This is a genomic window from Agrobacterium larrymoorei (genome assembly GCF_013322225.1).
GTDB classification, from domain to species: Bacteria; Pseudomonadota; Alphaproteobacteria; order Rhizobiales; family Rhizobiaceae; genus Agrobacterium; species Agrobacterium larrymoorei_A.
Window position 1 is genome coordinate 18344 of record NZ_JAAMFB010000003.1, and the last position, 19666, is coordinate 38009.

General features: G+C 58.8%; 21 protein-coding genes. 14 read left to right on the forward strand and 7 right to left on the reverse strand.

Annotation, left to right across the window (positions count from 1 at the left end):
• The first annotated feature begins 44 nt into the window (after positions 1-44).
• The 14 genes from phnG to phnN all read left to right on the forward strand — a co-directional run bounded on the left by phnG (position 45) and on the right by phnN (position 12393).
• A complete protein-coding gene (gene phnG / locus G6L28_RS00495; RefSeq protein ID WP_174061823.1) occupies positions 45-503 on the forward strand; it encodes a phosphonate C-P lyase system protein PhnG in 459 nt (152 codons plus the stop codon).
• Positions 503-1111, forward strand: a complete 609-nt coding sequence (phnH, locus tag G6L28_RS00500) for a phosphonate C-P lyase system protein PhnH (protein WP_174061824.1) — start codon at positions 503-505, stop codon at positions 1109-1111. Before phnG ends, phnH begins: the two co-directional genes overlap by 1 nt.
• 2 nt (positions 1112-1113) lie before the next feature.
• Entirely contained in the window at positions 1114-2223 is a 1110-nt protein-coding gene (locus G6L28_RS00505) for a carbon-phosphorus lyase complex subunit PhnI (RefSeq protein ID WP_174061825.1), read from the forward strand.
• A 149-nt stretch (positions 2224-2372) separates the two neighbouring features.
• On the forward strand, positions 2373-3290 hold the full coding sequence (locus G6L28_RS00510) for an alpha-D-ribose 1-methylphosphonate 5-phosphate C-P-lyase PhnJ (RefSeq protein WP_174061826.1): 918 nt from the start codon (positions 2373-2375) through the stop codon (positions 3288-3290).
• A complete protein-coding gene (phnK, locus tag G6L28_RS00515; RefSeq protein ID WP_174061827.1) occupies positions 3287-4063 on the forward strand; it encodes a phosphonate C-P lyase system protein PhnK in 777 nt (258 codons plus the stop codon). Before G6L28_RS00510 ends, phnK begins: the two co-directional genes overlap by 4 nt.
• A gap of 67 nt (positions 4064-4130) precedes the next feature.
• A complete protein-coding gene (gene phnL / locus G6L28_RS00520) occupies positions 4131-4838 on the forward strand; it encodes a phosphonate C-P lyase system protein PhnL (RefSeq protein ID WP_174061828.1) in 708 nt (235 codons plus the stop codon).
• Positions 4835-5452, forward strand: a complete 618-nt coding sequence (locus G6L28_RS00525; RefSeq protein WP_174061829.1) for a DapH/DapD/GlmU-related protein — start codon at positions 4835-4837, stop codon at positions 5450-5452. Before phnL ends, G6L28_RS00525 begins: the two co-directional genes overlap by 4 nt.
• Before the next feature lie 101 nt (positions 5453-5553).
• Positions 5554-6429, forward strand: coding sequence for a phosphonate ABC transporter ATP-binding protein (phnC, locus tag G6L28_RS00530; protein WP_174061830.1), 876 nt, complete (start codon positions 5554-5556; stop codon positions 6427-6429).
• An 89-nt stretch (positions 6430-6518) separates the two neighbouring features.
• On the forward strand, positions 6519-7424 hold the full coding sequence (gene phnD / locus G6L28_RS00535) for a phosphonate ABC transporter substrate-binding protein (protein WP_174061831.1): 906 nt from the start codon (positions 6519-6521) through the stop codon (positions 7422-7424).
• 133 nt (positions 7425-7557) lie between these two features.
• Positions 7558-8478 carry a phosphonate ABC transporter, permease protein PhnE gene (phnE, locus tag G6L28_RS00540; RefSeq protein ID WP_425292642.1) on the forward strand — a complete coding sequence of 307 codons (921 nt, stop codon included), beginning with the start codon at positions 7558-7560 and terminating at the stop codon, positions 8476-8478.
• On the forward strand, positions 8478-9827 hold the full coding sequence (gene phnE, locus G6L28_RS00545; RefSeq protein ID WP_174061833.1) for a phosphonate ABC transporter, permease protein PhnE: 1350 nt from the start codon (positions 8478-8480) through the stop codon (positions 9825-9827). Before phnE (G6L28_RS00540) ends, phnE (G6L28_RS00545) begins: the two co-directional genes overlap by 1 nt.
• A gap of 138 nt (positions 9828-9965) precedes the next feature.
• A complete protein-coding gene (locus G6L28_RS00550; RefSeq protein ID WP_174061834.1) occupies positions 9966-10667 on the forward strand; it encodes a DUF1045 domain-containing protein in 702 nt (233 codons plus the stop codon).
• Positions 10664-11800, forward strand: a complete 1137-nt coding sequence (locus G6L28_RS00555) for an alpha-D-ribose 1-methylphosphonate 5-triphosphate diphosphatase (protein WP_174061835.1) — start codon at positions 10664-10666, stop codon at positions 11798-11800. Before G6L28_RS00550 ends, G6L28_RS00555 begins: the two co-directional genes overlap by 4 nt.
• Complete coding sequence (gene phnN / locus G6L28_RS00560; protein ID WP_174061836.1) at positions 11797-12393, forward strand: phosphonate metabolism protein/1,5-bisphosphokinase (PRPP-forming) PhnN; 597 nt, start codon at positions 11797-11799, stop codon at positions 12391-12393. Before G6L28_RS00555 ends, phnN begins: the two co-directional genes overlap by 4 nt.
• 121 nt (positions 12394-12514) lie before the next feature.
• Here the strand turns inward: phnN and G6L28_RS00565 are convergent, their stop codons facing one another.
• The 7 genes from G6L28_RS00565 to mepA form a co-directional block, all read right to left on the reverse strand.
• Complete coding sequence (locus tag G6L28_RS00565; protein ID WP_174061837.1) at positions 12515-13504, reverse strand: Ldh family oxidoreductase; 990 nt, start codon at positions 13502-13504, stop codon at positions 12515-12517.
• Between the two features lie 90 nt (positions 13505-13594).
• Positions 13595-14230, reverse strand: a complete 636-nt coding sequence (locus G6L28_RS00570; protein ID WP_174061838.1) for a 2,3-bisphosphoglycerate-dependent phosphoglycerate mutase — start codon at positions 14228-14230, stop codon at positions 13595-13597.
• A 21-nt stretch (positions 14231-14251) separates the two neighbouring features.
• The gene (dapB, locus tag G6L28_RS00575) at positions 14252-15079 is read right to left on the reverse strand and encodes a 4-hydroxy-tetrahydrodipicolinate reductase (protein ID WP_174061839.1); all 828 of its coding nucleotides are present in this window, start codon (positions 15077-15079) and stop codon (positions 14252-14254) included.
• Positions 15080-15097: 18 nt separating this feature from the next.
• Positions 15098-16840, reverse strand: coding sequence for an ABC transporter ATP-binding protein (locus G6L28_RS00580; protein WP_174062018.1), 1743 nt, complete (start codon positions 16838-16840; stop codon positions 15098-15100).
• Between the two features lie 138 nt (positions 16841-16978).
• A complete protein-coding gene (locus tag G6L28_RS00585; RefSeq protein WP_174061840.1) occupies positions 16979-17995 on the reverse strand; it encodes a glucokinase in 1017 nt (338 codons plus the stop codon).
• Positions 17996-18040: 45 nt separating this feature from the next.
• Positions 18041-18436, reverse strand: coding sequence for a methylglyoxal synthase (locus G6L28_RS00590; RefSeq protein ID WP_174061841.1), 396 nt, complete (start codon positions 18434-18436; stop codon positions 18041-18043).
• A 104-nt stretch (positions 18437-18540) separates the two neighbouring features.
• Positions 18541-19590 (reverse strand): penicillin-insensitive murein endopeptidase, encoded by a 1050-nt coding sequence (gene mepA / locus G6L28_RS00595; protein ID WP_174061842.1) that lies wholly within the window; start codon positions 19588-19590, stop codon positions 18541-18543.
• Positions 19591-19666 lie beyond the last annotated feature (76 nt).

A 19666-nucleotide genomic window follows, 5' to 3' on the forward strand; every position in this document is an offset into this window, starting at 1 on the left:
ATATTGTATGGTTGTCTATATCAATAGACATTTGAGGTTTCGCGATGATCGATCTCGTAGAAGAGCAGCAAGGACGCAAACGAGCCGCTGGTCTGCTTGCCCGCGCCACGGTGGCGGAGCTGCTTTCCTGTTGGAGTAGTCTGGATACAAAGCCGAATGTCGAGAAGGTGCGCGGGCCGGAAACGGGTCTGGTCATGGTGCGCGGCAAGATCGGTGGCGGCGGCTCGCCATTTAATCTTGGCGAGGCAACGGTTACGCGGGCAACGGTGAAGCTGTCCACTGGCACAATAGGCCATGCCCATGCCCTCGGTACGAGCCGGAGGCAAGCTTTTTACGCCGCGATACTCGATGCGCTCTGGCAGGAAGAGGCGACGCGTCCCCTCGTCGAAGAGCAGGTTTTGTCGCCTGTCGCGCGGCGCATGGCAGAGCAAAAGTCGCAGAAAATCAGGGAAACGGCAGCAACGCGCGTCGATTTCTTCACCATGGTCCGGGGAGACGACTGATGTCCATGAATGCAGCCGCTGTTGCTGGCGGATTTTCTGATGCGGTCTTTCAATCTCAACATGTCTTCAAAGCAGTGATGGATGGTATGGCGCGTCCCGGTACTCTGAAAACCATCGATATTCCCATTGAGCCACCCGCTCCGCTCAACATCGCCACCGGCGGCCTGTTGCTGACGCTTTGTGACCACGATACGCCGGTCTGGTTGAGCGCGCCTATTGCCAGATCGATGGTGGCGAGCTGGATCGGTTTTCACACCGGCGCGCCGCTTGCCGTAGATAAAGCGGAGGCCCGCTTCGCCGTCATCGAACTGGGGTGCGGCTTTTCCTCATTCGATATGTTTTCTCAAGGGACGCAGGAATACCCGGACCGTTCTACGACGCTGATCATAGAGGTGGCGGATTTCGATAGCGGTCGGGAGATGGTTCTCTCAGGCCCTGGTATTCGCGACATAGCCTCAATCCGCCCAAGCGGACTGCCCGATATTTTCGAGCGGCTGTGGAGCGAAAACCGTGCCGTCTTCCCACGCGGGGTCGATGCCATTCTCACTTGCGGAAACAGTTTCATTTGCCTTCCGCGTACAACGCGCATCGATGTGCAGGGGGAATAAACATGTATGTCGCCGTCAAGGGTGGCGAAGCCGCCATCTCCAATGCCCATCGCCTGCTGGCCGACCGTCGCCGGGGAGACCGAAGCGTGCCCGCGATGACGATTGCGCAGATCGTGCAGCAGTTGGGGCTAGCCGTGGACCGGGTTATGGCCGAAGCCTCGCTTTATGACCGCGCACTGGCGGGTCTCGCCGTCAAGCAATCGCGTGGCGACATGATCGAGGCGATCTTCCTCCTGCGCGCCTATCGCACCACTCTGCCTCGTTTTGGCTACTCGGTTCCTGTCGATACCGGAGATATGATGGTCGAGCGCCGTATCTCGGCAACCTACAAGGACTTGCCCGGGGGTCAACTTCTGGGGCCTACCTTCGATTATACCCATCGCTTGCTCGACCCCTCATTGCTCGAAGAAGAGGCCGTTGAGGAGCCCGCGCTTCGAGACGGTCATGCGGAACCTGCCATGCGCGTTTCCGACATTCTGGCACAGGAAGGCCTGATCGAAAGCGATGGCGAAATGGGCTCGGACCACATTGCCGGTGATTTGACACGCGAGCCGATGGAGTTTCCGATGCCTCGGGACTTGCGCTTGCAATCTCTGGCGCGCGGTGACGAAGGTTTTCTTCTCGCGCTCGCTTACTCAACTCAACGCGGCTATGGCCGCAATCACCCCTTCGTTGGAGAAATTCGCATCGGCGAAGTGGAGGTCGAACTGGATGTGCCTGAACTGGGCTTTGCTATTTCGATCGGTGATATCCAGGTCACCGAATGCCAGATGGTCAATCAGTTCAAGGGCTCCGCCAAAGCGCCGCCCCAGTTTACGCGTGGCTATGGCTTGGTTTTCGGGCAAAGCGAGCGCAAGGCAATGGCGATGTCTCTGGTAGACCGCGCTCTGCGAGCCGACGAATTCGGAGAAGATAGAACGTCGCCTGCGCAGGACGAAGAGTTCGTCATTTCCCACGCAGATAACGTGCAGGGTACAGGCTTCGTTGAGCACCTGAAATTACCGCACTACGTGGATTTTCAGGCTGAGCTTGGGCTGGTTAGAAAAATGCGCGCCGATTTCGAAAACGCGCAAGAGAAACCTGACGAATGGATCAATGATGCAGCAGAGTAAAACCTCAGCGGCTGCCGTGTTCGTTGAACCAGTACGCACAAAATACGCTGGACGCTGCAAATACAGTAAAGAACAGCACGATGAGAATTCCGATCTCCATGATCATGTACTCCTGACATCCGTTGTGACTTGTGGAAGGACAACGCACGATGCTTGAAGAAGTTTCATTCGAAGAAGAACTGTCCCAGGAAGGACTGGCGAGCTACAACTTCGCTTATCTTGATGAGCAAACCAAGCGGATGATCCGGCGGGCTATTCTCAAGGCCATTGCAATTCCCGGCTACCAGGTGCCCTTTGCTTCCCGCGAAATGCCCATGCCCTATGGTTGGGGTACTGGCGGCGTGCAGGTCACAGCCGCGATCCTCGGGCCAGCGGATGTGCTGAAAGTCATCGATCAGGGCGCTGACGATACCACAAACGCGGTGTCGATCCGGGCGTTCTTCCAAAAGGTCGCAAGCGTCGCGGTCACCACCCACACAAAGGATGCGACGATCATCCAGACGCGCCACCGCATCCCGGAGGAAACGCTGAGAGAGGGACAGGTGCTGGTCTATCAGGTACCGATCCCCGAACCCTTGCGTTTTCTAGAACCCCGCGAGACCGAGACGCGGGTGATGCACGCGCTGGAAGAATACGGTCTGATGCACGTGCGGCTCTATGAGGATATCGCCCACAACGGGCGCATCTCGCGCACTTACGCCTATCCGGTGAAGGTCGCGGATCGTTACGTAATGGACCCGTCTCCGACTCCGAAGTTCGATAATCCGAAAATGCATATGTCGGAAGCGCTGCAGCTGTTCGGTGCCGGTCGCGAAAAGCGCATCTATGCCGTTCCGCCCTTCACGCAGGTCGTCAGCCTTGATTTCGACGATCACCCCTTCGAAATCCAGACATTCGAAAAGCCGTGCGCGCTGTGCGGCGCAGACAATGTCTATCTCGACGAGGTGGTGTTGGACGACAAGGGCGGGCGAATGTTCGTCTGCTCGGACACGGATCATTGTGAAGACCGCCGCGCCGATGGTCATCGCGGCCAGATGCTCGCGGATGTGAAGGAGGCCGCCGAATGAGCGACGCACCGCTTCTGAAAGTCCGCGACGTTTCGAAATATTACGGAGACCGTGCCGGTTGCCGCGACGTTTCCTTTGAACTGTGGCCCGGCGAGGTGCTGGCCATCGTCGGCGAGTCCGGCTCCGGCAAGACGACATTGCTCAACTGCATCTCAACCCGGCTGATGCCGACGACGGGCAGCGTCGAATACCGCATGCGAGACGGCTCGATGCGCGATCTTTATCACATGAGCGAGGCCGAGCGCCGCCTCTTGATGCGCACCGACTGGGGTTTTGTCCACCAGAACCCGGCAGACGGGCTGCGCATGACGGTCTCTGCCGGTGCCAATGTCGGTGAGCGGCTGATGGCCATAGGCAATCGTCACTACGGCAATATTCGCCGGTCGGCCAGCGAATGGCTGGAGCGGGTGGAAATCGGCACGGATCGCATAGACGACGAACCCCGTGCTTTTTCCGGCGGCATGCGCCAGCGCCTGCAGATCGCTCGCAACCTCGTCACATCGCCCCGTCTTATCTTCATGGATGAGCCGACCGGCGGTCTCGACGTCTCGGTTCAGGCTCGCCTGCTCGATCTCGTTCGCGGCCTTGTCAACGATCTCGGCCTTTCGGTCGTCGTCGTCACGCATGATCTGGCCGTGGCGAGGTTGTTGTCCCACCGGATGATGGTGATGAAGGGTGGCAACGTCATCGAGCATGGCCTGACCGACCGCGTGCTGGACGATCCCCGCGAACCCTATACGCAGCTTCTCGTTTCCTCGATCTTGCAGGTCTAGCCGCGTGATTCCGAAAAGTGGCCTCCGGTTTTCGGACAAAATCACGCGCCAAAAGAAAGAACCAACTATGCCGACGCCTCTCGTTGTTTCCGAAGTCTTCAAAAGCTTCACCATGCATCTGCGCGATGGGATCGAACTGCCTGTCGTACGCGATGTGAGTTTCTCCGTGGCAGCGGGCGAGTGCGTGGTGCTGGGCGGGCCTTCAGGCATCGGCAAAAGCTCGATCCTGAAAATGCTGTACGGCAACTATGCGATCGATAGCGGCCAGATCCTCGTCAAGCACGCAGGCCAGTTGGTCGATATCGGCAGTGCGGCACCCAGGGCCATTCTGGAGGTGCGCCATCGCACCATCGGTTATGTCAGCCAGTTCCTGCGCACAGTTCCGCGTGTCGCGGCGATAGATGTTGTCGCAGAGCCGCTGCTCTCCCGGAAGGTGCCGGTAGACGAGGCACGAGCAAAGGCAGGCGAGCTTCTCGGCAAACTCAACCTGCCGAAAGAGCTATGGACGTTGCCGCCGGCCACTTTCTCCGGCGGCGAACAGCAGCGCGTTAACATCGCCCGTGGTTTCATTACCGATCACACAATTCTGCTGCTGGACGAGCCGACCGCCTCGCTGGATGCCGCCAATCGTCGTGTCGTGGTAGAACTGATCCGCCGCAAGAAAGAGGTAGGAACGGCGCTTCTTGGCATTTTCCACGATGAGGAAGTCCGCGAGGCTGTCGCGGATCGCATTCTTGACGTATCGACATTCTCCCCACGAAAGCTTGCAGCATGAGCGTAAAAGTCGGCATCGAACCTACCATCCACGAAACGGCAGATGTGCAGAATTCCCGGATCGGGTGCTATACCGAGATATCGGAACGCTGCCGCATTCAGGAGGTGGAGATGGGCGACTATTCCTACATCATGCAGGATGGCGCAGTCTGGTGCGCCACCATCGGTAAGTTCGTCAACATTGCCGCATCCGTGCGCATCAATGCCACCAATCATCCGATGCACCGGGCGACGCTACATCATTTCACCTACCGCGCCGCAAATTACTGGGATGATGCCGAGGACGAGACGGAGTTCTTTGAAGCCCGCCGTGCCAGGCGTGTCGTCATTGGACACGATGTCTGGATCGGCCACGGAGCAACCATTCTCCCCGGCGTGACGGTCGGCAACGGCGCGGTCATCGGCGCGGGGGCGGTGGTGTCCAAGGATGTTGCGCCCTACACAATCGTCGGCGGTGTTCCGGCCAGAATCATCAAGGAACGCTTCCCTGCCGATCTCGGTGAGCGCATGGATCGGCTTTCCTGGTGGGATTGGGATCACGCCCGGCTCCGCTCGGCACTTGATGATTTCCGGGCCATGGGTGCCGAGGCCTTCGTTGAAAAATATGGCGGCTAGTATAAGCGGATAATCGCTGTAATATTTTCTTCATCAAACTGACACTCGTACTTCATGCACCGCTGATACGCCGCTCCCAACGAATAATTTGGGTCTGGCATATGAGTTTTCACCTCAAACAAGTCACACGTCGCTTCGGCAATCACACCGCCGTCGATTCCGTGACTGTCGAGATCCTGCAAGGGCAGATGGTTGGCGTGATCGGCCGTTCAGGTGCTGGAAAATCCACGCTCCTGCGGATGATCAATCGTCTCGCCGACCCATCGTCCGGCTCCATCCATTTCGGTGATCTGGAGGTATCTTCCCTGCGCGGGGCGGCGTTGCGCAACTGGCAGCGCGATTGCGCCATGATCTTCCAGCAGTTCAACCTCGTGCCGCGTCTCGATGTGCTGACCAACGTCATGCTTGGTCGCCTCAATCATCGCTCCACGGTGCTGAGCCTGCTCGGTATTTTCTCGACCGAAGAGCGCCTTATGGCGATTTCCGCTCTGGAGCGCCTCGGCATCGAGCATGTCGCCATGCAGCCCGCCGGCACTCTGTCCGGTGGGCAGCAGCAGCGTGTCGCCATCGCCCGCGCGCTGATGCAGTCTCCGCGCATGCTTCTGGCCGACGAGCCGATTGCCTCGCTCGATCCGCTAAATGCCAAGATCGTCATGGACGCGCTTCGCGACATCAACGAGCGCGAAGGCATCACCGTCGTCACCAATCTCCATACGCTCGATACGGCGCGCAATTACTGCGAACGCATCATCGGCATGGCAGCAGGTCGCGTTGTTTTCGATGGTACGCCCGCCGAGTTGACCGCAAGTGCGGTCAAGGAAATCTATGGGACCGATCAGCAGGGCGCGGGCATCGACGAGACGATGACCTCGACCAGCATCAATATCGAAGGCGCGCGGCTATCCCACCGCCCTTCGCAACAATCTGCCGGTTCTGAACCGCATGCTCCACAGCCACTCAGCATGGCCGGGCTGTAAAGACCGCACAGTATCGATCCGCCCGCGTCAAGGGGACCCGTTTCAGACAGCAAAAACTCCGGCTTGCCGGAAAAACAGGAGAGAAATCCATGTTGAAGAAAGTTCTTCTTTCGGCAGTCGCCCTTGGCGTGCTTGCAACATCCGCACTCGCTCAGGACGTCAAGGTTCTGCGTATCGGCCTCGATGGTTCTGAAAACGCTTCCGACCAGCTGCGCAACGCGCAGTGCGTTGCCGATGGTCTGAAGGCTGCGACCGGCGTATCCGAAGTGCAGATTTTCCCGTCGCCAGACTATAACGGCGTCATTCAGGGTCTGCTCGGCGGCACCATCGATATCGCTTCGATGGGCGCGTCGTCCTACGCCAAGATCGCTCTTCAGGACCCCAAGGCCGTAGACCCGATCCTGACCTATACCGGCTCCGATGGTTCGAGCGGCTACTACTCCATCATGGTTGCCCGCAAGGATTCTGGCATCAAGACGCTGGCAGACGCCAAGGGCAAGAAGATCGGCTTCGCAGACCCTGACTCGACCTCCGGCTACCTCGTTCCGAACGTTGCCCTGCCAAAGGAAATCGGCGCGCCTGTGAAGGAATACTTCTCCGAAACCGGTTTCGGCGGCGGCCACGAGAACCTCGTTCTCGCCGTTCTCGACAAGAAGTTCGATGTCGGCACCACCTTCGGCTCCGGCGTTGGCAAGTGGGAAGATGGCTATACCGGCGGCAACCTCCACCAGATGGTCGCCAAGGGCAATCTCGACATGGATGATATCGTCGAAGTCTGGAAGTCGCCACTGATCCCGAACGGTCCGCTGATGGTTGCCAACAAGGTTGGCGATGCCATGAAACAGAAGGTCGAAGACTTCTTCCTCGAACTGCCGAAGAAGGATCTGGCCTGCTTCCAGGGCTTCACCCAGGGCCAGAACAAGGATTACATCAAGGTAGACGCATCCTTCTACCAGACCATCGTCGACGCCCGTAAGTCCGTTATCGGCGGCTGATCGGCAGCACTATCGACGGGACGGCGGTGTCATGATGACGCCGCCGTTTTTATGAGCAAGGAATGAGGGCAGTATGGCCAGCACGACAACGGCACCAAAGCAAAGCGGTTTGAGCGAAGCCTCGCAAACGATGATGCGTCACTACCGGCAGCAATTGATGACCCGTCGCATCTATACGGGCATCTCCATCGTCGTTTTTCTGGCCGTTCTCTTCGCCTCGCTGAACTATGCCAACAGCGCCAATTCCGGCAAGTTCTTCGAACGCCTGCCGTATTTCTTCGATTTCATGAAGACCTTCATGCCGGACAGCCCGCTGGAAATCGTTCGCGCCATGTTCGACCTGCCGTCGCCCTATGCGGATGGCTCGCTGAAATACAATTATGTTGCTGACCGGGTCTATGTGACCGATAATGTCTATATCGCGAATTTCTTCTACCAGCTGATCATCACGCTCAACATCGCGCTGGTCTCGACGCTGATCGGCACGGCCTTTGCCTTTGCTCTCTGCTTCTTCGCCTCCACCAATCTGGTTGGCGCAGGCGCCGTGCGTTTTGTGGTGCGCCGCGCCATGGAGTTGATGCGCGCTTTTCCGGAAATCGTAGTGGCCGGGCTTCTCACCGCCATCCTCTCGCTAGGACCGATTGCGGCCATCGTTGCGATCACCATTCATACGGTGGGCGCGCTTGGAAAACTGTTCTTCGAAGTGGTGGAGAACGCAGATATGAAGCCGGACGAAGGCTTGCGCGCCTCGGGTGCCAACTGGCTGGAGCGTGTGCGCTTCGCCATCGTGCCGCAGGTTCTGCCGAACTTCGTGTCCTACGCCCTGCTGCGTGCCGAGATCAACGTTCGCGCCTCGACCATCATCGGTGCGGTGGGCGGCGGTGGCATTGGTGAGGTTTTCCGCCTGTCCATCGGGCGCGATCACGCGGCAAAGACCTATGCAATCATCATCCTGCTTCTCATCACCATCATCGCCGTGGACCAGTTTTCCGGCTGGCTGCGCCGCAGGCTGATCGGCCAGCAGTCCTTCGAATTCGGCAGAGGAGCCGCGTAATGTCCTCCAGCTTTATCGTCAATGGCGCGGATCGCGAACGTCTCCTGGCTCAATACCCGCAAGTCTTTCAGCGTAGCTTCTTCCAGCGCTACGGGTTGCTGCTTGGGATCGGTGCCGTTTTGGCCTATCTCGTCATCTGCTTCTTCGCCTTCAATGTAGGCCCGGCCTTCATGCAGGGTCGCTGGGACCGCGCCTCGAGCTATATTCAGGACTGGTATTCCTGGCGCGCCCAACCGCGTCTTCGCTTTGCCGATGGCAAGGTGGAGCCGCAATGGTCGAGCCGCGGCCAGTATCCGGCCGGTGCGAATATCGACTGGCTGCAACCTCTGCCGGATGGCGGCTATAGCGTCATTTACGGCGACACTGCCAACCGCCTCGACGTCACCCCGGCGCAGGTCGATGTTTATGTAGACGGCATTTCCTATCCGGTTACGGTCAACGACGATGCAGCGACTGCTCCCGCAGGTGCGCCCGCCGAGATTCGGCAGGACGGCAACAAGGTTATCGTCGAATACGGCTTTGCCGGTCAGGCGGAAATCCGCACCAGTCAGGTCTATGTGCAGCGCCGCTTCCTAGGCTGGGCGAACTTTCTGTTCGATACGGATTCGAAATTCTGGGGCAAAAGCTACGGCGATCTGGCAGCCCTTGCGCTGTGGGGCGAACGGCTCGATCCCGCTCAATCCAACCTGTCCGCCATGAGCCAAGACTTCCTGAACAACAAGGTCTGGCAACACGCGGATATCCTCTCCAAGCTGTTGCAGACGCTGGTCATGGCCTTCGTCGGTACGCTGCTTGGAACTCTGCTGGCATTTCCCTTGGCCTTCATCGCAGCGCGCAACATCACCCGCAGCCGGGTGGCAAACTGGGGCATGAAGCGCGCCTTCGACTTCCTGCGCTCCATCGATATGCTGATTTGGGCGCTGTTCTTCACCCGCAGCTTCGGCCCGGGACCGATCCCAGGCATCGCCGCGATCTTCTTCACGGACACTGGCGCATTGGGCAAGGTCTATGCCGAAGCGCTGGAGAACGTGGATGACAAGCAGCGCGAAGGCGTGAAATCCGTGGGTGCATCGGCAGCCAACGTCAACCGCTACGGCGTCATTCCGCAGGTGCTTCCGGTCTTCGTATCACAGTCGCTCTATTTCTGGGAAAGCAACACGCGCTCCGCCACCATCATCGGTGCGGTCGGCGCTGGCGGTATCGGTCTCAAACTGCTGGAAGCCATGGGCACCAATCAGGACTGGGACAAGGTCGCATATATGGTGCTACTCATCCTCTTCGTGGTCTTCCTGTTCGATAATATGTCGAACGCCATCCGCTCGCGCCTCATCGGCAAGACCCATCACTAAATAAGCAGGATGGCGCGGGATTTTCGCCCGTGCCATCATCATTCTGTCACGGAAAAGGGCTACCCCGCACTTCTGATCTTGCGGGACGGGAACGACTCGCCTCAAATGCCGCCCTTACGGTTTCCATGACATTCGAAAGTGCGACCAGTGCGCTACGCCATCTATTTTACGCCCGCCGAAAACGATCCCTTGACTGAAAAGGCATCGCGATGGCTGGGGCGCAACGCTTTTTACGATGCCCGCCATGATGATCATGAGAATTACGCTGAGATCACCGCTGAGCCACGCCGTTACGGCTTTCACGCCACGCTGAAGGCGCCGTTCGAATTGTCGCATCATCATAGTGAGGCGGGTCTCGTTGCAGCACTTGAGGAGTTTGCAAAGACGCGGCAGACTTTCGACATACCCAACGCGGTCGTCGGCTCCCTTGGACCGTTCTTCGCCATAGTGCCGGACAGCACTCACCAGCCGCTCCAGGATTTCGCCGCCGATATCGTCGAATATTTTGAGCCGTTCCGTGCGCCGCTGTCCGAGAGCGATATCGCCCGTCGCCAACCGCAGAACCTGACGGAGAGCCAGCGCCAGAACTTGTCGCTATGGGGCTACCCGCATGTGATGGACGATTTTCGTTTCCATATGACGCTGACCGGGCCGGTTGAAGAAACTGATCAGCCCCGTATTGCAGATGTGCTGGCAGACGAGTTTTCCGCTTTCACCCGGCGTCCGCTCACCATTTCAGGCCTCGCCCTTTTCGTTGAGAAAGCTCGAGGCGAACCCTTTACCGTTCATACATGGCTGCCGCTCGCCGCAGCATCTGACACGAAAGAAGCACACGCATGACGGACCATGTTATCTCTAACGCGCGTGTCGTTCTTGAAGACGACATCATCCACGGCTCGGTACTCATCCGTGACGGCGTGATTGCCGATATCAGCGAAGGTGCATCGCGCACCGGTGATGATTTCGACGGCGATTATCTGATCCCAGGTCTCGTTGAACTCCACACCGATCATCTGGAGCAGCATTACTCGCCACGCCCCGGAGTGACATGGGATAAAACCGCCGCCATTCAGGCCCACGATGCGCAGGTGGCGTCGTCGGGCATCACCACCGTATTCGATTGCCTCCGTCTTGGTTCCGATGAGGATGGCGGTTTTCAGAAGGGCGAGATGCGCGGCATGGCGGACGCCATTGAAAAGGCGCAAGCCGAAGGCCGTCTTCGCGCCGATCACCTTCTGCACCTGCGCTGCGAGGTCGCCTCTGCCGATGTGCTTGAGCATTTCGAGGACTTCGAAAACGACCCACAGGTGCGCCTGATTTCGCTGATGGACCACTCTCCGGGCCAGCGTCAGTTTCAGACGATGGACCAGTACATCATGTTCTATCAGAAGAAGCGGGGCTTGAGCGACGAAGCCTTTAAGGCCTTCGTGGACCGCCGCGTCGGCGCTTCGCAGAAATATTCCGCCAAGCATCGCGACTATCTTTCCGCCCGCTCGGCAGAGCGCGGCATCACGGTTGCCAGCCACGATGATGCGACGGAAGCCCATGTGGACGAGGCCATCGGCCATGGCGTCAAACTGGCGGAATTTCCGACTAGCGTCGAAGCGGCCAAAGCGTCGCATGGTGCAGGCATGAGCGTTTTGATGGGCGCGCCGAATATCGTGCGCGGCAAGTCCCACTCCGGCAATATCGCCGCGCGTGATCTTGCCGAACTCGGTGTTCTCGACGTTCTGTCTTCGGACTACGTGCCGTTCAGCCTGCTTTATGCACCCTTCCTGCTGGCGGATCAGGTGGAGGGCATTACGCTGCCCAAGGCGCTTTCGATGGTGACTGCGACACCAGCCCGTACCGTCAGCCTCGATGATCGTGGCCGCATCGAAACCGGCCTTCGCGCCGATCTCGTGCGCGTGCATCGTGAAGAGGGTGTTCCCGTTGTGCGCGGCGTCTGGCGTCAGGGCAAGCGCGTGGCATGAGCGACACTGCCCCTCAAAGCCTGCGATCCCCTTCAGCCAGCCATGGCGTAATGGTCGTGGTGGTGGGGCCGAGTGGTGTCGGAAAGGACACGCTGATGGATTTTGCCGCAGCGCGCCTTTCCCACCATGACCGTATCCACTTCGTCCGCCGCGTCATCACCCGCAGCAGCGATGCTGGTGGTGAAAGCCATGATGGCGTGACTGACGAAGAATTCGACCGCCGCCTGAAGGCCGGGGACTTCAGCGTTTCATGGGAAGCGCATGGCCTGAAATACGGCATCCCGGCCACCGTCAATCGGAACCTCGGCCGCGGCGACGTTGTGATAGCAAACGGCTCGCGTTGGGCGCTGGCCCACTTCAAGACGGCCTTTCCGTCGCTCAAGGTTATCAACATCGTCGCCCGCCCGGAAATTCTGGCCGCGCGGCTGGAAAGCCGGGGGCGTGAAAGCCGGGACGAAATTCTAAGGCGGCTCCAGCGCAGCTCGTTGGAGGTCTGCGGCGACTTCGATGTGACGACCATCGATAATAGTGGCGCGCTTGAGGTGTCCGGCAGGGCGCTGGCGGATTTGCTGGAGGCTAAGATCAGCGGCTGACAACGGTAGGCCACACATCTCCGCCCTCATTCCTGTGACAAGCACAGGGATGAGGGAGGGTGAAGTTGCCTACCGATTGAAAATCGAAACCAGTATATTGGCGCGAAAATCGCGAGATTTTCTAAAGCGCCCGTATCTGCCCCAAAATATCGTCTTCGATAACAATGCCGTTCTCAATTGCCTGCTTTCGAATACCCTGACTCCGTCTCCCCGGAAGGCGGGCGTTTTCCTGTCCTTCGATCTCGCTCGCCATCAGTGCCAGACGCTGAGCGAAGACATTGTCGCCGGTAATCGTCGGGTCAATGGCGATGATGGTGTGGCCGAGCGATGGGGCCGTGCCGGTATCATCCAGAAGGGATGACGCCTGAAAGCCGAAGTTGCTGCCAGTCAGTCCCGCCGCCATGATCTCCACCATCAGCGACAGTGCCGCGCCCTTGGCATCTCCTGCCGGAACCATGGTGCCGTTGATCGCTTCGTTAGCGTCAGTCGTCGGTCGACCGTTTACATCGAGCGCCCAATCTGCCGGGATGGCGACACCCTTCTGGCGCGCCGCCATGATCTTGCCGCGCGCGACTTTCGACAAGGCAAGATCGATCACCAGCGGATCGGCACCGTCGATGGGTGCCGCAAACGCAATCGGGTTGGTTCCGTAAAGTGGCTTGATACCGCCCCAGGGGGCCATGGAGGCCGGGGCGTTTGCGACCATGAAGGCGACGAGGCCCTGCTCGGCGAAGCGCTCCACCGTCAGCGCCATGACGCCTGCATGATGCGAGCGACCGATGGCGGCCAGCGCTATGCCCTGTTCGCGGGCAAGGGGGATAAGCGCGTCGACCGCAAGATCGATAGCCGGATAAGCATATCCATGATTGGCGTCGATGGCGAGAACGGCGGGGCGTACCTTTGTGCAGGCAGGCTTGGCCGCGCCATTGATTTTCCCCACATGAAGTTGCGCCACATAGACCGGGATGCGACGAAAGCCGTGTCCGCTCTGTCCGCAGGCTTCCGCTGCCACTAGCGCCCGCGCCACGGAGCGGGCGATTTCCGGCAGAACGCCGTTTTTCTCGAAGATGGAAGAAACGAATTCTTCCGCCTGCTCTATGCTGAATTTCATGGAAACGATCTATACCGGAGAAGGCAGCGGAGGTGCCGCAAAAGGTCAGCCTTCGAACGCGTCGTCACGTTCGAAGGCTCTTTGTCTTGATCAGTGCGCGGCGGACATGTCGCCAAGGACTTCCTTGGAGGCCACGGTCGAATCCGCGTTCAGCTTGTAAACCATGGGAACGCCGGTCGCGAGGTTGAGCTTGAGGATTTCCTCCCTGCTCAGCTTATCGAGAACCATCACCAGCGAACGCAGCGAATTTCCATGTGCGGCCACCAGAACCTTTTCACCACGCAGCACGCGCGGCAGGATTTCCGTTAGGTAGTAAGGCCAGACGCGTGCGCCTGTGTCGCGCAGGCTCTCGCCGCCCGGAGGTGGAATGTCATAGGAACGGCGCCAGATGTGAACCTGTTCTTCGCCCCATTTTTCGCGGGCGTCGTCCTTGTTGAGGCCGGAAAGATCGCCGTAATCGCGCTCGTTCAGGGCCTCGTCCCGGATGGTCTCGAGATCCGGCTGGCCGACATTGTCGAGCACCATCTGGCAGGTGCGCTGTGCGCGGATCAGTGACGAGGTATAGGCGACGTCGAACTTGATGCCATAATCGGCAAGTGCCTTGCCACCCGCATTGGCTTCCTCAACGCCGAGATCGGTAAGGTCTGGGTCGCGCCAGCCGGTGAAGAGGTTCTTGAGGTTCCAGTCACTTTGGCCGTGACGAACGAGGACGAGGGTTCCGCTCATTTCAAAATCTCTCCAGAGTTGTTACTGCGTATCTGCCAGACCGAGAACGTCCAGCATGGAATAGAAACCGGGCTTCTTGTCGAAGGCCCAGAGGGCGGCAGCAATTGCGCCGCGCCCGAAGATCGAACGGTCCGCCGCATGGTGCGAAAAGGTGATCTGTTCGCCTTCACCGGCAAAGATCACCGAATGATCGCCAACGACCGAACCGCCGCGCAGCGTTGCGAAACCGATGGTGCCAGCCTCGCGCGCGCCGGTATGTCCGTCACGGACACGAACAGACGCCTCTGCCAGCGCCACGCCACGACCCTGCGCTGCAGCTTCGCCCAGAAGCAGGGCGGTGCCGGACGGCGCATCGACCTTGTGTTTATGATGCATTTCCAGGATCTCGATATCCCAGTTCTGCGGCCCAAGCGCCTTTGCCGCCTGCTTCGTCAAGACGCTGAGAAGGTTGACGCCGAGGCTCATATTGCCGGACTTCACCACGCGTGCATGGCGGGAGGCGGCTTGGAACTTTTCCTCATCGTCAACCGAGCAACCAGTGGTGCCGATGACGTGGACGATGCGGGCCTGCGCGGCGAGACCGGCGAATTCAATACTGCCAGCGGGCGATGTGAAATCGATGACGCCCTCCGCGTTGACGAAGGCTTCCAGCGCATCGCTGGTAATCGCGACGCCGTTTGGTCCAAGCCCTGCAATTTCACCCGCGTCGCGACCGATGAAGGGAGACCCTTCGCGTTCGATTGCGGCATGAAGCTGAACGCCGGGCGTTTCATGAATGAGCCTGATCAATGTTTGACCCATGCGGCCCGCAGCGCCGACCACCACCAGTTTCATGTCATTGCTGCTCATTCATCTCACCTGCGAAATTTATAGACCGCGAACGCCGGTCGCCTGAAGATTATTGAGGCGAGCGTAAAGACCATCTTCCTGCCGTGCAAGGGTCTCATGCGTGCCTTCTTCCACCACAAGACCCTCATTCATCACGACAATCTTGTCAGCCTTGACGACGGTCGAAAGGCGGTGGGCGATGACGATGACGGTACGTCCCATCATGGCGGTGTCCAGCGCCTTCTGTACCACCGCTTCGGATTCGGTATCCAGCGCCGAGGTTGCTTCATCGAGCAGAAGGATGGGTGCGTTCCGAACCAGAGCGCGTGCAATCGAAAGGCGCTGGCGCTGGCCGCCGGAAAGCGTCATGCCGTTTTCACCGACCGGCGTTTCATAACCCTGCGGCTGCGCCAGAATGAAGTCATGCGCGAAGGCAAGCTTTGCCGCCTCTTCGATTTCGGCATCTTTCGCGTCAGGGCGTCCATAACGAATGTTGTCGCGGATGCTGCCTTCGAAAAGATACGGCTGTTGAGACACATAGGCCAGATTGTGTCGAACGGAGCGGATGGTGACATCGGCAATGTTCTGGCCATCGATCAGTATCGCGCCGGCCGTAGGGTCGTAAAAGCGTGGGATAAGATTGATGATGGTCGACTTCCCGGCACCGGAAGGGCCGACCAGGGCGGTCGTCTTGCCACCTTCCGCCACGAAACTGACGCCCTTGAGGATTTTGTCGCTTTCTGCGTAGGCAAACTCCACATTGCGCAACTCAACGGTTGCATTGGAAACATTCAGGGCAGAGGCGTCTCGCTTTTCGCGCTGCAAAGGCTTCATGTCCAGTATTTCATAGATCATGCGCGCGTTGACGACGGCGCGCTCCATGGAAACCTGCAGGCGGGCAAGGCGGCGCGCCGGGTCATAGGCGAGAAGAAGAGCGGTGACGAAGGCGAAGAAGGCGCCCGGCGGCACATTGTCGTAAATGGCGCGATAGGCGGCATAAGCCAGCACACTGGAAACCGCGACACCGGCAATGGTTTCCGTCAGCGGAGCGGTTCTTTCTGTCAGCCGGGCGATGCGGTTGGCGCGCCCTTCGGCGGAGTTGATGACTTTCTCGACGCGTTGTTCCAGTTGCTTTTCCATCGTAAAGGCTTTGACGATGGCGATGCCCTGCAAGGTCTCCTGCATTGCGCCCAGCACGCGGCTGTTGAGAATGACGGCGTCGCGGGTCGCCTGACGCAGGCGCTTGGAAATATAGCGAAGCCCCAGAACCAGCGGCGGCACGATGACCACGATGATGAGTGAAAGCAGCGGGTCCTTGACGATCATCACGCCCACCAGAGCGATGAAGGTCAACAGGTCACGGGTGACGGAGGTCACCGTCATGTTCATGACATCGCGGATGCCGCCGATGTTCTGGCTGACCTGAGCGGCAAGATGCGCGGAGCGCGACTCGCTGAGATAGCCGACAGACAGCGTCATCAGATGCGAATAGATCCGCTTCTGGTACCGAGCAACAATGTTGTTGCCAATTTTGGAAAGGGCCACCGACTGCCCGTAGGTCGCAAAACCGCGTATGACGAATGCGGCAAAAATCGATGCGCAGATCACCCAGACGATATCTGCCCGCCGGTTGACGAAGGCCTCGTTGATGACCGAATCCATGATCCAGGCGGTGAAGGCGGTCGTTCCGGCGACCATCAACAAGCAGAAAATGGCAAAGGAATAACCCTTGATGTGGTCTCGCGCGTTTTCTGCGAACACGCGCTTGAGCACTTCGATCATGGTTTCGTTATCCACGGGGTGCCGTGTCTTGGCGGTCTTCAAACGCTCATCCACCTTGTGCGGTTTTTGCGGCAAAGCCGCCTTTTCAAGCGGCGTCTATAGACATTCGGGCCGGTTTTGACCAGCCTCTAGTTCTGCTCATGCCTGCCAGCGCCGTCCATCCAGTGTCACGCCGAAGTCGGAAGGCCTTCTTGCATAGGTCGAAAGACCGGCAAGGGCCGCCTGCGGATGGGTAACGACATGGGTCGGGATGGTGCGCATCAGCGCACTGTGCGGTGCCTTGTCTTCAAATGCGGCACGGAACTCCGGCAGCTTCAGCGCAGGAATGATTTTCTGCGATATGCCGCCTGCCAGATAAACGCCGCCACGCGCCATGAAGATCAGTGCCAGATCCCCTGCCACGCGACCGAGATAGGTGCTGAACAGTGAGAGCGTTTCCTTGGCTTGAGCATTCTCTCCCGACAGGCCGGTGGCGGTGATATCTGCGGGATCGGAAAAGGCAGATGTCACGCCATCGGCTGCGCAAACGGCGCGGTAAAGGTTAACAAGTCCGCGTCCGCAAAGAATCTGCTCACCGGCAATGCGGCCCTCGATTGTTTCGAGATGCGGAAAGACCTGATAATCTCGCGCACTGCGAGGGCCGACATCGATATGCCCACCTTCACCCGGTACGGGAAACCAGGCATTGCGCGCATAAACGAGGCCTGCAACGCCCAGGCCGGTGCCGGGACCAAGAACGACGCGGGAAGCCATCATATCCGGTCTGTCCGGGCCGATAAGCTCGCGGTTATCGTCACCTAGCGACGTGATTGCCAGTGCCTGGGCCTCGAAATCGTTGATGACGACAACGTCTTTCAAGCCGAGTCTTGCAAGCATCTCTTTGGGTTTTACTACCCAGTGGCAATTGGTCAGCGGAATTTCGTCCGTTTCGATGGGACCGGCGACGGCGAGGATCGTCGAAATTGGCTGTATGCCTGTCTTCTCAAGGATGACGCTCTGGATCGCATCATCGATCGTTGGATAATCCGCCGTCTTGACGGAGGTAAGATGGACAGGCTCGGAAGCGGCATCCAGCAGAATGCAAAACCGTGCATTGGTGCCGCCGATGTCTCCAATAAGAATCGGGAAAGAAAACTGGTCGTTCTGATTGGGCATTGCTGCTCCTGAATGGCCGCTGATTTCTGGATCTCGACTGCGATTTCAGCCGATGGCTTTCTGCGTCGAATGAAAATCGGTCAATTGCTCCGCCGTCGCGCGATTGAGCGCCATGGGAATGTCGTAGACGGTTGCAAGGCGTGTCAAGGCTTTGACGTCCACATCATGCGGCAAGGCAGAGAGAGGATCGACAAAGAAGATCAACATATCGACATCGCCGGTGGCGATCATGGCGCCGATCTGCTGGTCGCCACCAAGAGGACCGCTTTTCAGGCGTATGACGTCTAGCCCCGGACAGGCTTCCTGTACACGCCCGCCGGTCGTGCCTGTAGCGACGATGCGAAATCTGGCAAGAGCGTCCTGATGCTGGCGGGCGAATTCCGCCATGTCATCCTTCTTCTGGTCATGCGCGATGAGCGCTATACAGCGTTTGCCGTCCATCTAAACCCTTGAACCCCTGAATACCGGAAAAGAGATGCCGTTTAAATCGATTTGAAGCCTTCTATATCAAATCCTTACTGTTTGAAAAGCCGGGGGTGGCCCATTCAGTTCAAAGACGGGCGAGATGAGGGGAGTGGCACATCTGCGGGAGGAAGCGGCCCGCCACCAGTGCTTGCGGGAGCCGATGTTTGCGGAGCCGCCACGAAAGGCGAGTAAGTGTTTTGTGCCGCCATGCCACGGCCCGTTGCAGCTGGTGCGGAGGCTACCGCTGCACAGGCCTTGGGCAGATCGGAGACCATCATCGGGCGCGGTGGTTTTGCCGGTTTGGCATTAGGGTCTTTTTTCGGCGGCGCCCACGGCTCCTTGGTGAACCACCAGGCAAGTGACTTGTCGCAGCCATCTCCCGCACCGACGGCTGCTTGCGGCTTGCAGTTGGGAGCGCCCGGAGGGCATTCGAGCCGAACGTGGAAGTGCTCGTCATGGCCATAGATCGGGCGAATTTTGCCGAGATTGGTCCTGTCGCCGCTCCAAGTCTGGCAAAGTTTCTGCTTGATGGCCGGGTTGACGAACACGCGCTCCACCTGCGGGTAGCTCGCAGCCATCATCACCAGGCGCGCATTGAGCGGCGACCATTTGCGATCATCGACGGTCAGGAACTTGCTCTTGTCCAGCATGGAAATGAAAGCTGTATCCTCACGCTCCTGCGCGCTCATGACGTGGTCCGGCATCTTGCGCCACCAGATATCGACATCGAGGCCGATCTGGTGCGAGGCGTGGCCGCTCAACATCGGCCCGCCACGCGCCTGGGAAATATCGCCGATCAAAAGCCCCGGCCAGCCGATGCGCTGCGCATCCTGTGCAAAATTTTCGATGAAGGATACCAGTTGCGGCTGGCCCCAGCGACGGTTGCGCGAAAGCCGCATGGCCTGAAAGCCCTGGCCTTCCGTTGGAAGAGCGACGGCTCCAGACTGGCAGCCCTTGGCATAGGAGCCGTAGGATGCGGAAGGGCCGGAAGAAGGCAGATCGATATGTCCGAAGACTTCCTTGGCGGGACGATCCTGCGCGAAAGCGGAAGCCACATCGGCCCCCATCATCGAAACCACCGAGAGCGCCAGAAGTGCTGCCCTGCGCGTTGCCGTTTTCCGTAATGTCATTCGTCCGCCGCCTGCGATCCGGGTGATTCTTCAAAGGAATATTACGCTGGAACGGGAATTTGGTGAAACCATGTTT

Coding starts and splice junctions, on each gene's coding strand:
- mepA (WP_174061842.1), bottom strand. CDS start 19,590: ATGACATTACGGAAAACGGCAACGCGCAGGGCAGCACTTCTGGCGCTC.
- G6L28_RS00570 (WP_174061838.1), bottom strand. CDS start 14,230: ATGAGCGGAACCCTCGTCCTCGTTCGTCACGGCCAAAGTGACTGGAAC.
- phnN (WP_174061836.1), top strand. CDS start 11,797: ATGAGCGACACTGCCCCTCAAAGCCTGCGATCCCCTTCAGCCAGCCAT.
- G6L28_RS00505 (WP_174061825.1), top strand. CDS start 1,114: ATGTATGTCGCCGTCAAGGGTGGCGAAGCCGCCATCTCCAATGCCCAT.
- G6L28_RS00585 (WP_174061840.1), bottom strand. CDS start 17,995: ATGCCCAATCAGAACGACCAGTTTTCTTTCCCGATTCTTATTGGAGAC.
- G6L28_RS00555 (WP_174061835.1), top strand. CDS start 10,664: ATGACGGACCATGTTATCTCTAACGCGCGTGTCGTTCTTGAAGACGAC.
- G6L28_RS00580 (WP_174062018.1), bottom strand. CDS start 16,840: ATGATCGAAGTGCTCAAGCGCGTGTTCGCAGAAAACGCGCGAGACCAC.
- phnD (WP_174061831.1), top strand. CDS start 6,519: ATGTTGAAGAAAGTTCTTCTTTCGGCAGTCGCCCTTGGCGTGCTTGCA.
- phnL (WP_174061828.1), top strand. CDS start 4,131: ATGCCGACGCCTCTCGTTGTTTCCGAAGTCTTCAAAAGCTTCACCATG.
- phnK (WP_174061827.1), top strand. CDS start 3,287: ATGAGCGACGCACCGCTTCTGAAAGTCCGCGACGTTTCGAAATATTAC.
- phnH (WP_174061824.1), top strand. CDS start 503: ATGTCCATGAATGCAGCCGCTGTTGCTGGCGGATTTTCTGATGCGGTC.
- phnE (WP_425292642.1), top strand. CDS start 7,558: ATGCGTCACTACCGGCAGCAATTGATGACCCGTCGCATCTATACGGGC.
- G6L28_RS00590 (WP_174061841.1), bottom strand. CDS start 18,436: ATGGACGGCAAACGCTGTATAGCGCTCATCGCGCATGACCAGAAGAAG.
- G6L28_RS00510 (WP_174061826.1), top strand. CDS start 2,373: ATGCTTGAAGAAGTTTCATTCGAAGAAGAACTGTCCCAGGAAGGACTG.
- dapB (WP_174061839.1), bottom strand. CDS start 15,079: ATGAGCAGCAATGACATGAAACTGGTGGTGGTCGGCGCTGCGGGCCGC.
- G6L28_RS00525 (WP_174061829.1), top strand. CDS start 4,835: ATGAGCGTAAAAGTCGGCATCGAACCTACCATCCACGAAACGGCAGAT.
- G6L28_RS00565 (WP_174061837.1), bottom strand. CDS start 13,504: ATGAAATTCAGCATAGAGCAGGCGGAAGAATTCGTTTCTTCCATCTTC.
- phnG (WP_174061823.1), top strand. CDS start 45: ATGATCGATCTCGTAGAAGAGCAGCAAGGACGCAAACGAGCCGCTGGT.
- phnC (WP_174061830.1), top strand. CDS start 5,554: ATGAGTTTTCACCTCAAACAAGTCACACGTCGCTTCGGCAATCACACC.
- phnE (WP_174061833.1), top strand. CDS start 8,478: ATGTCCTCCAGCTTTATCGTCAATGGCGCGGATCGCGAACGTCTCCTG.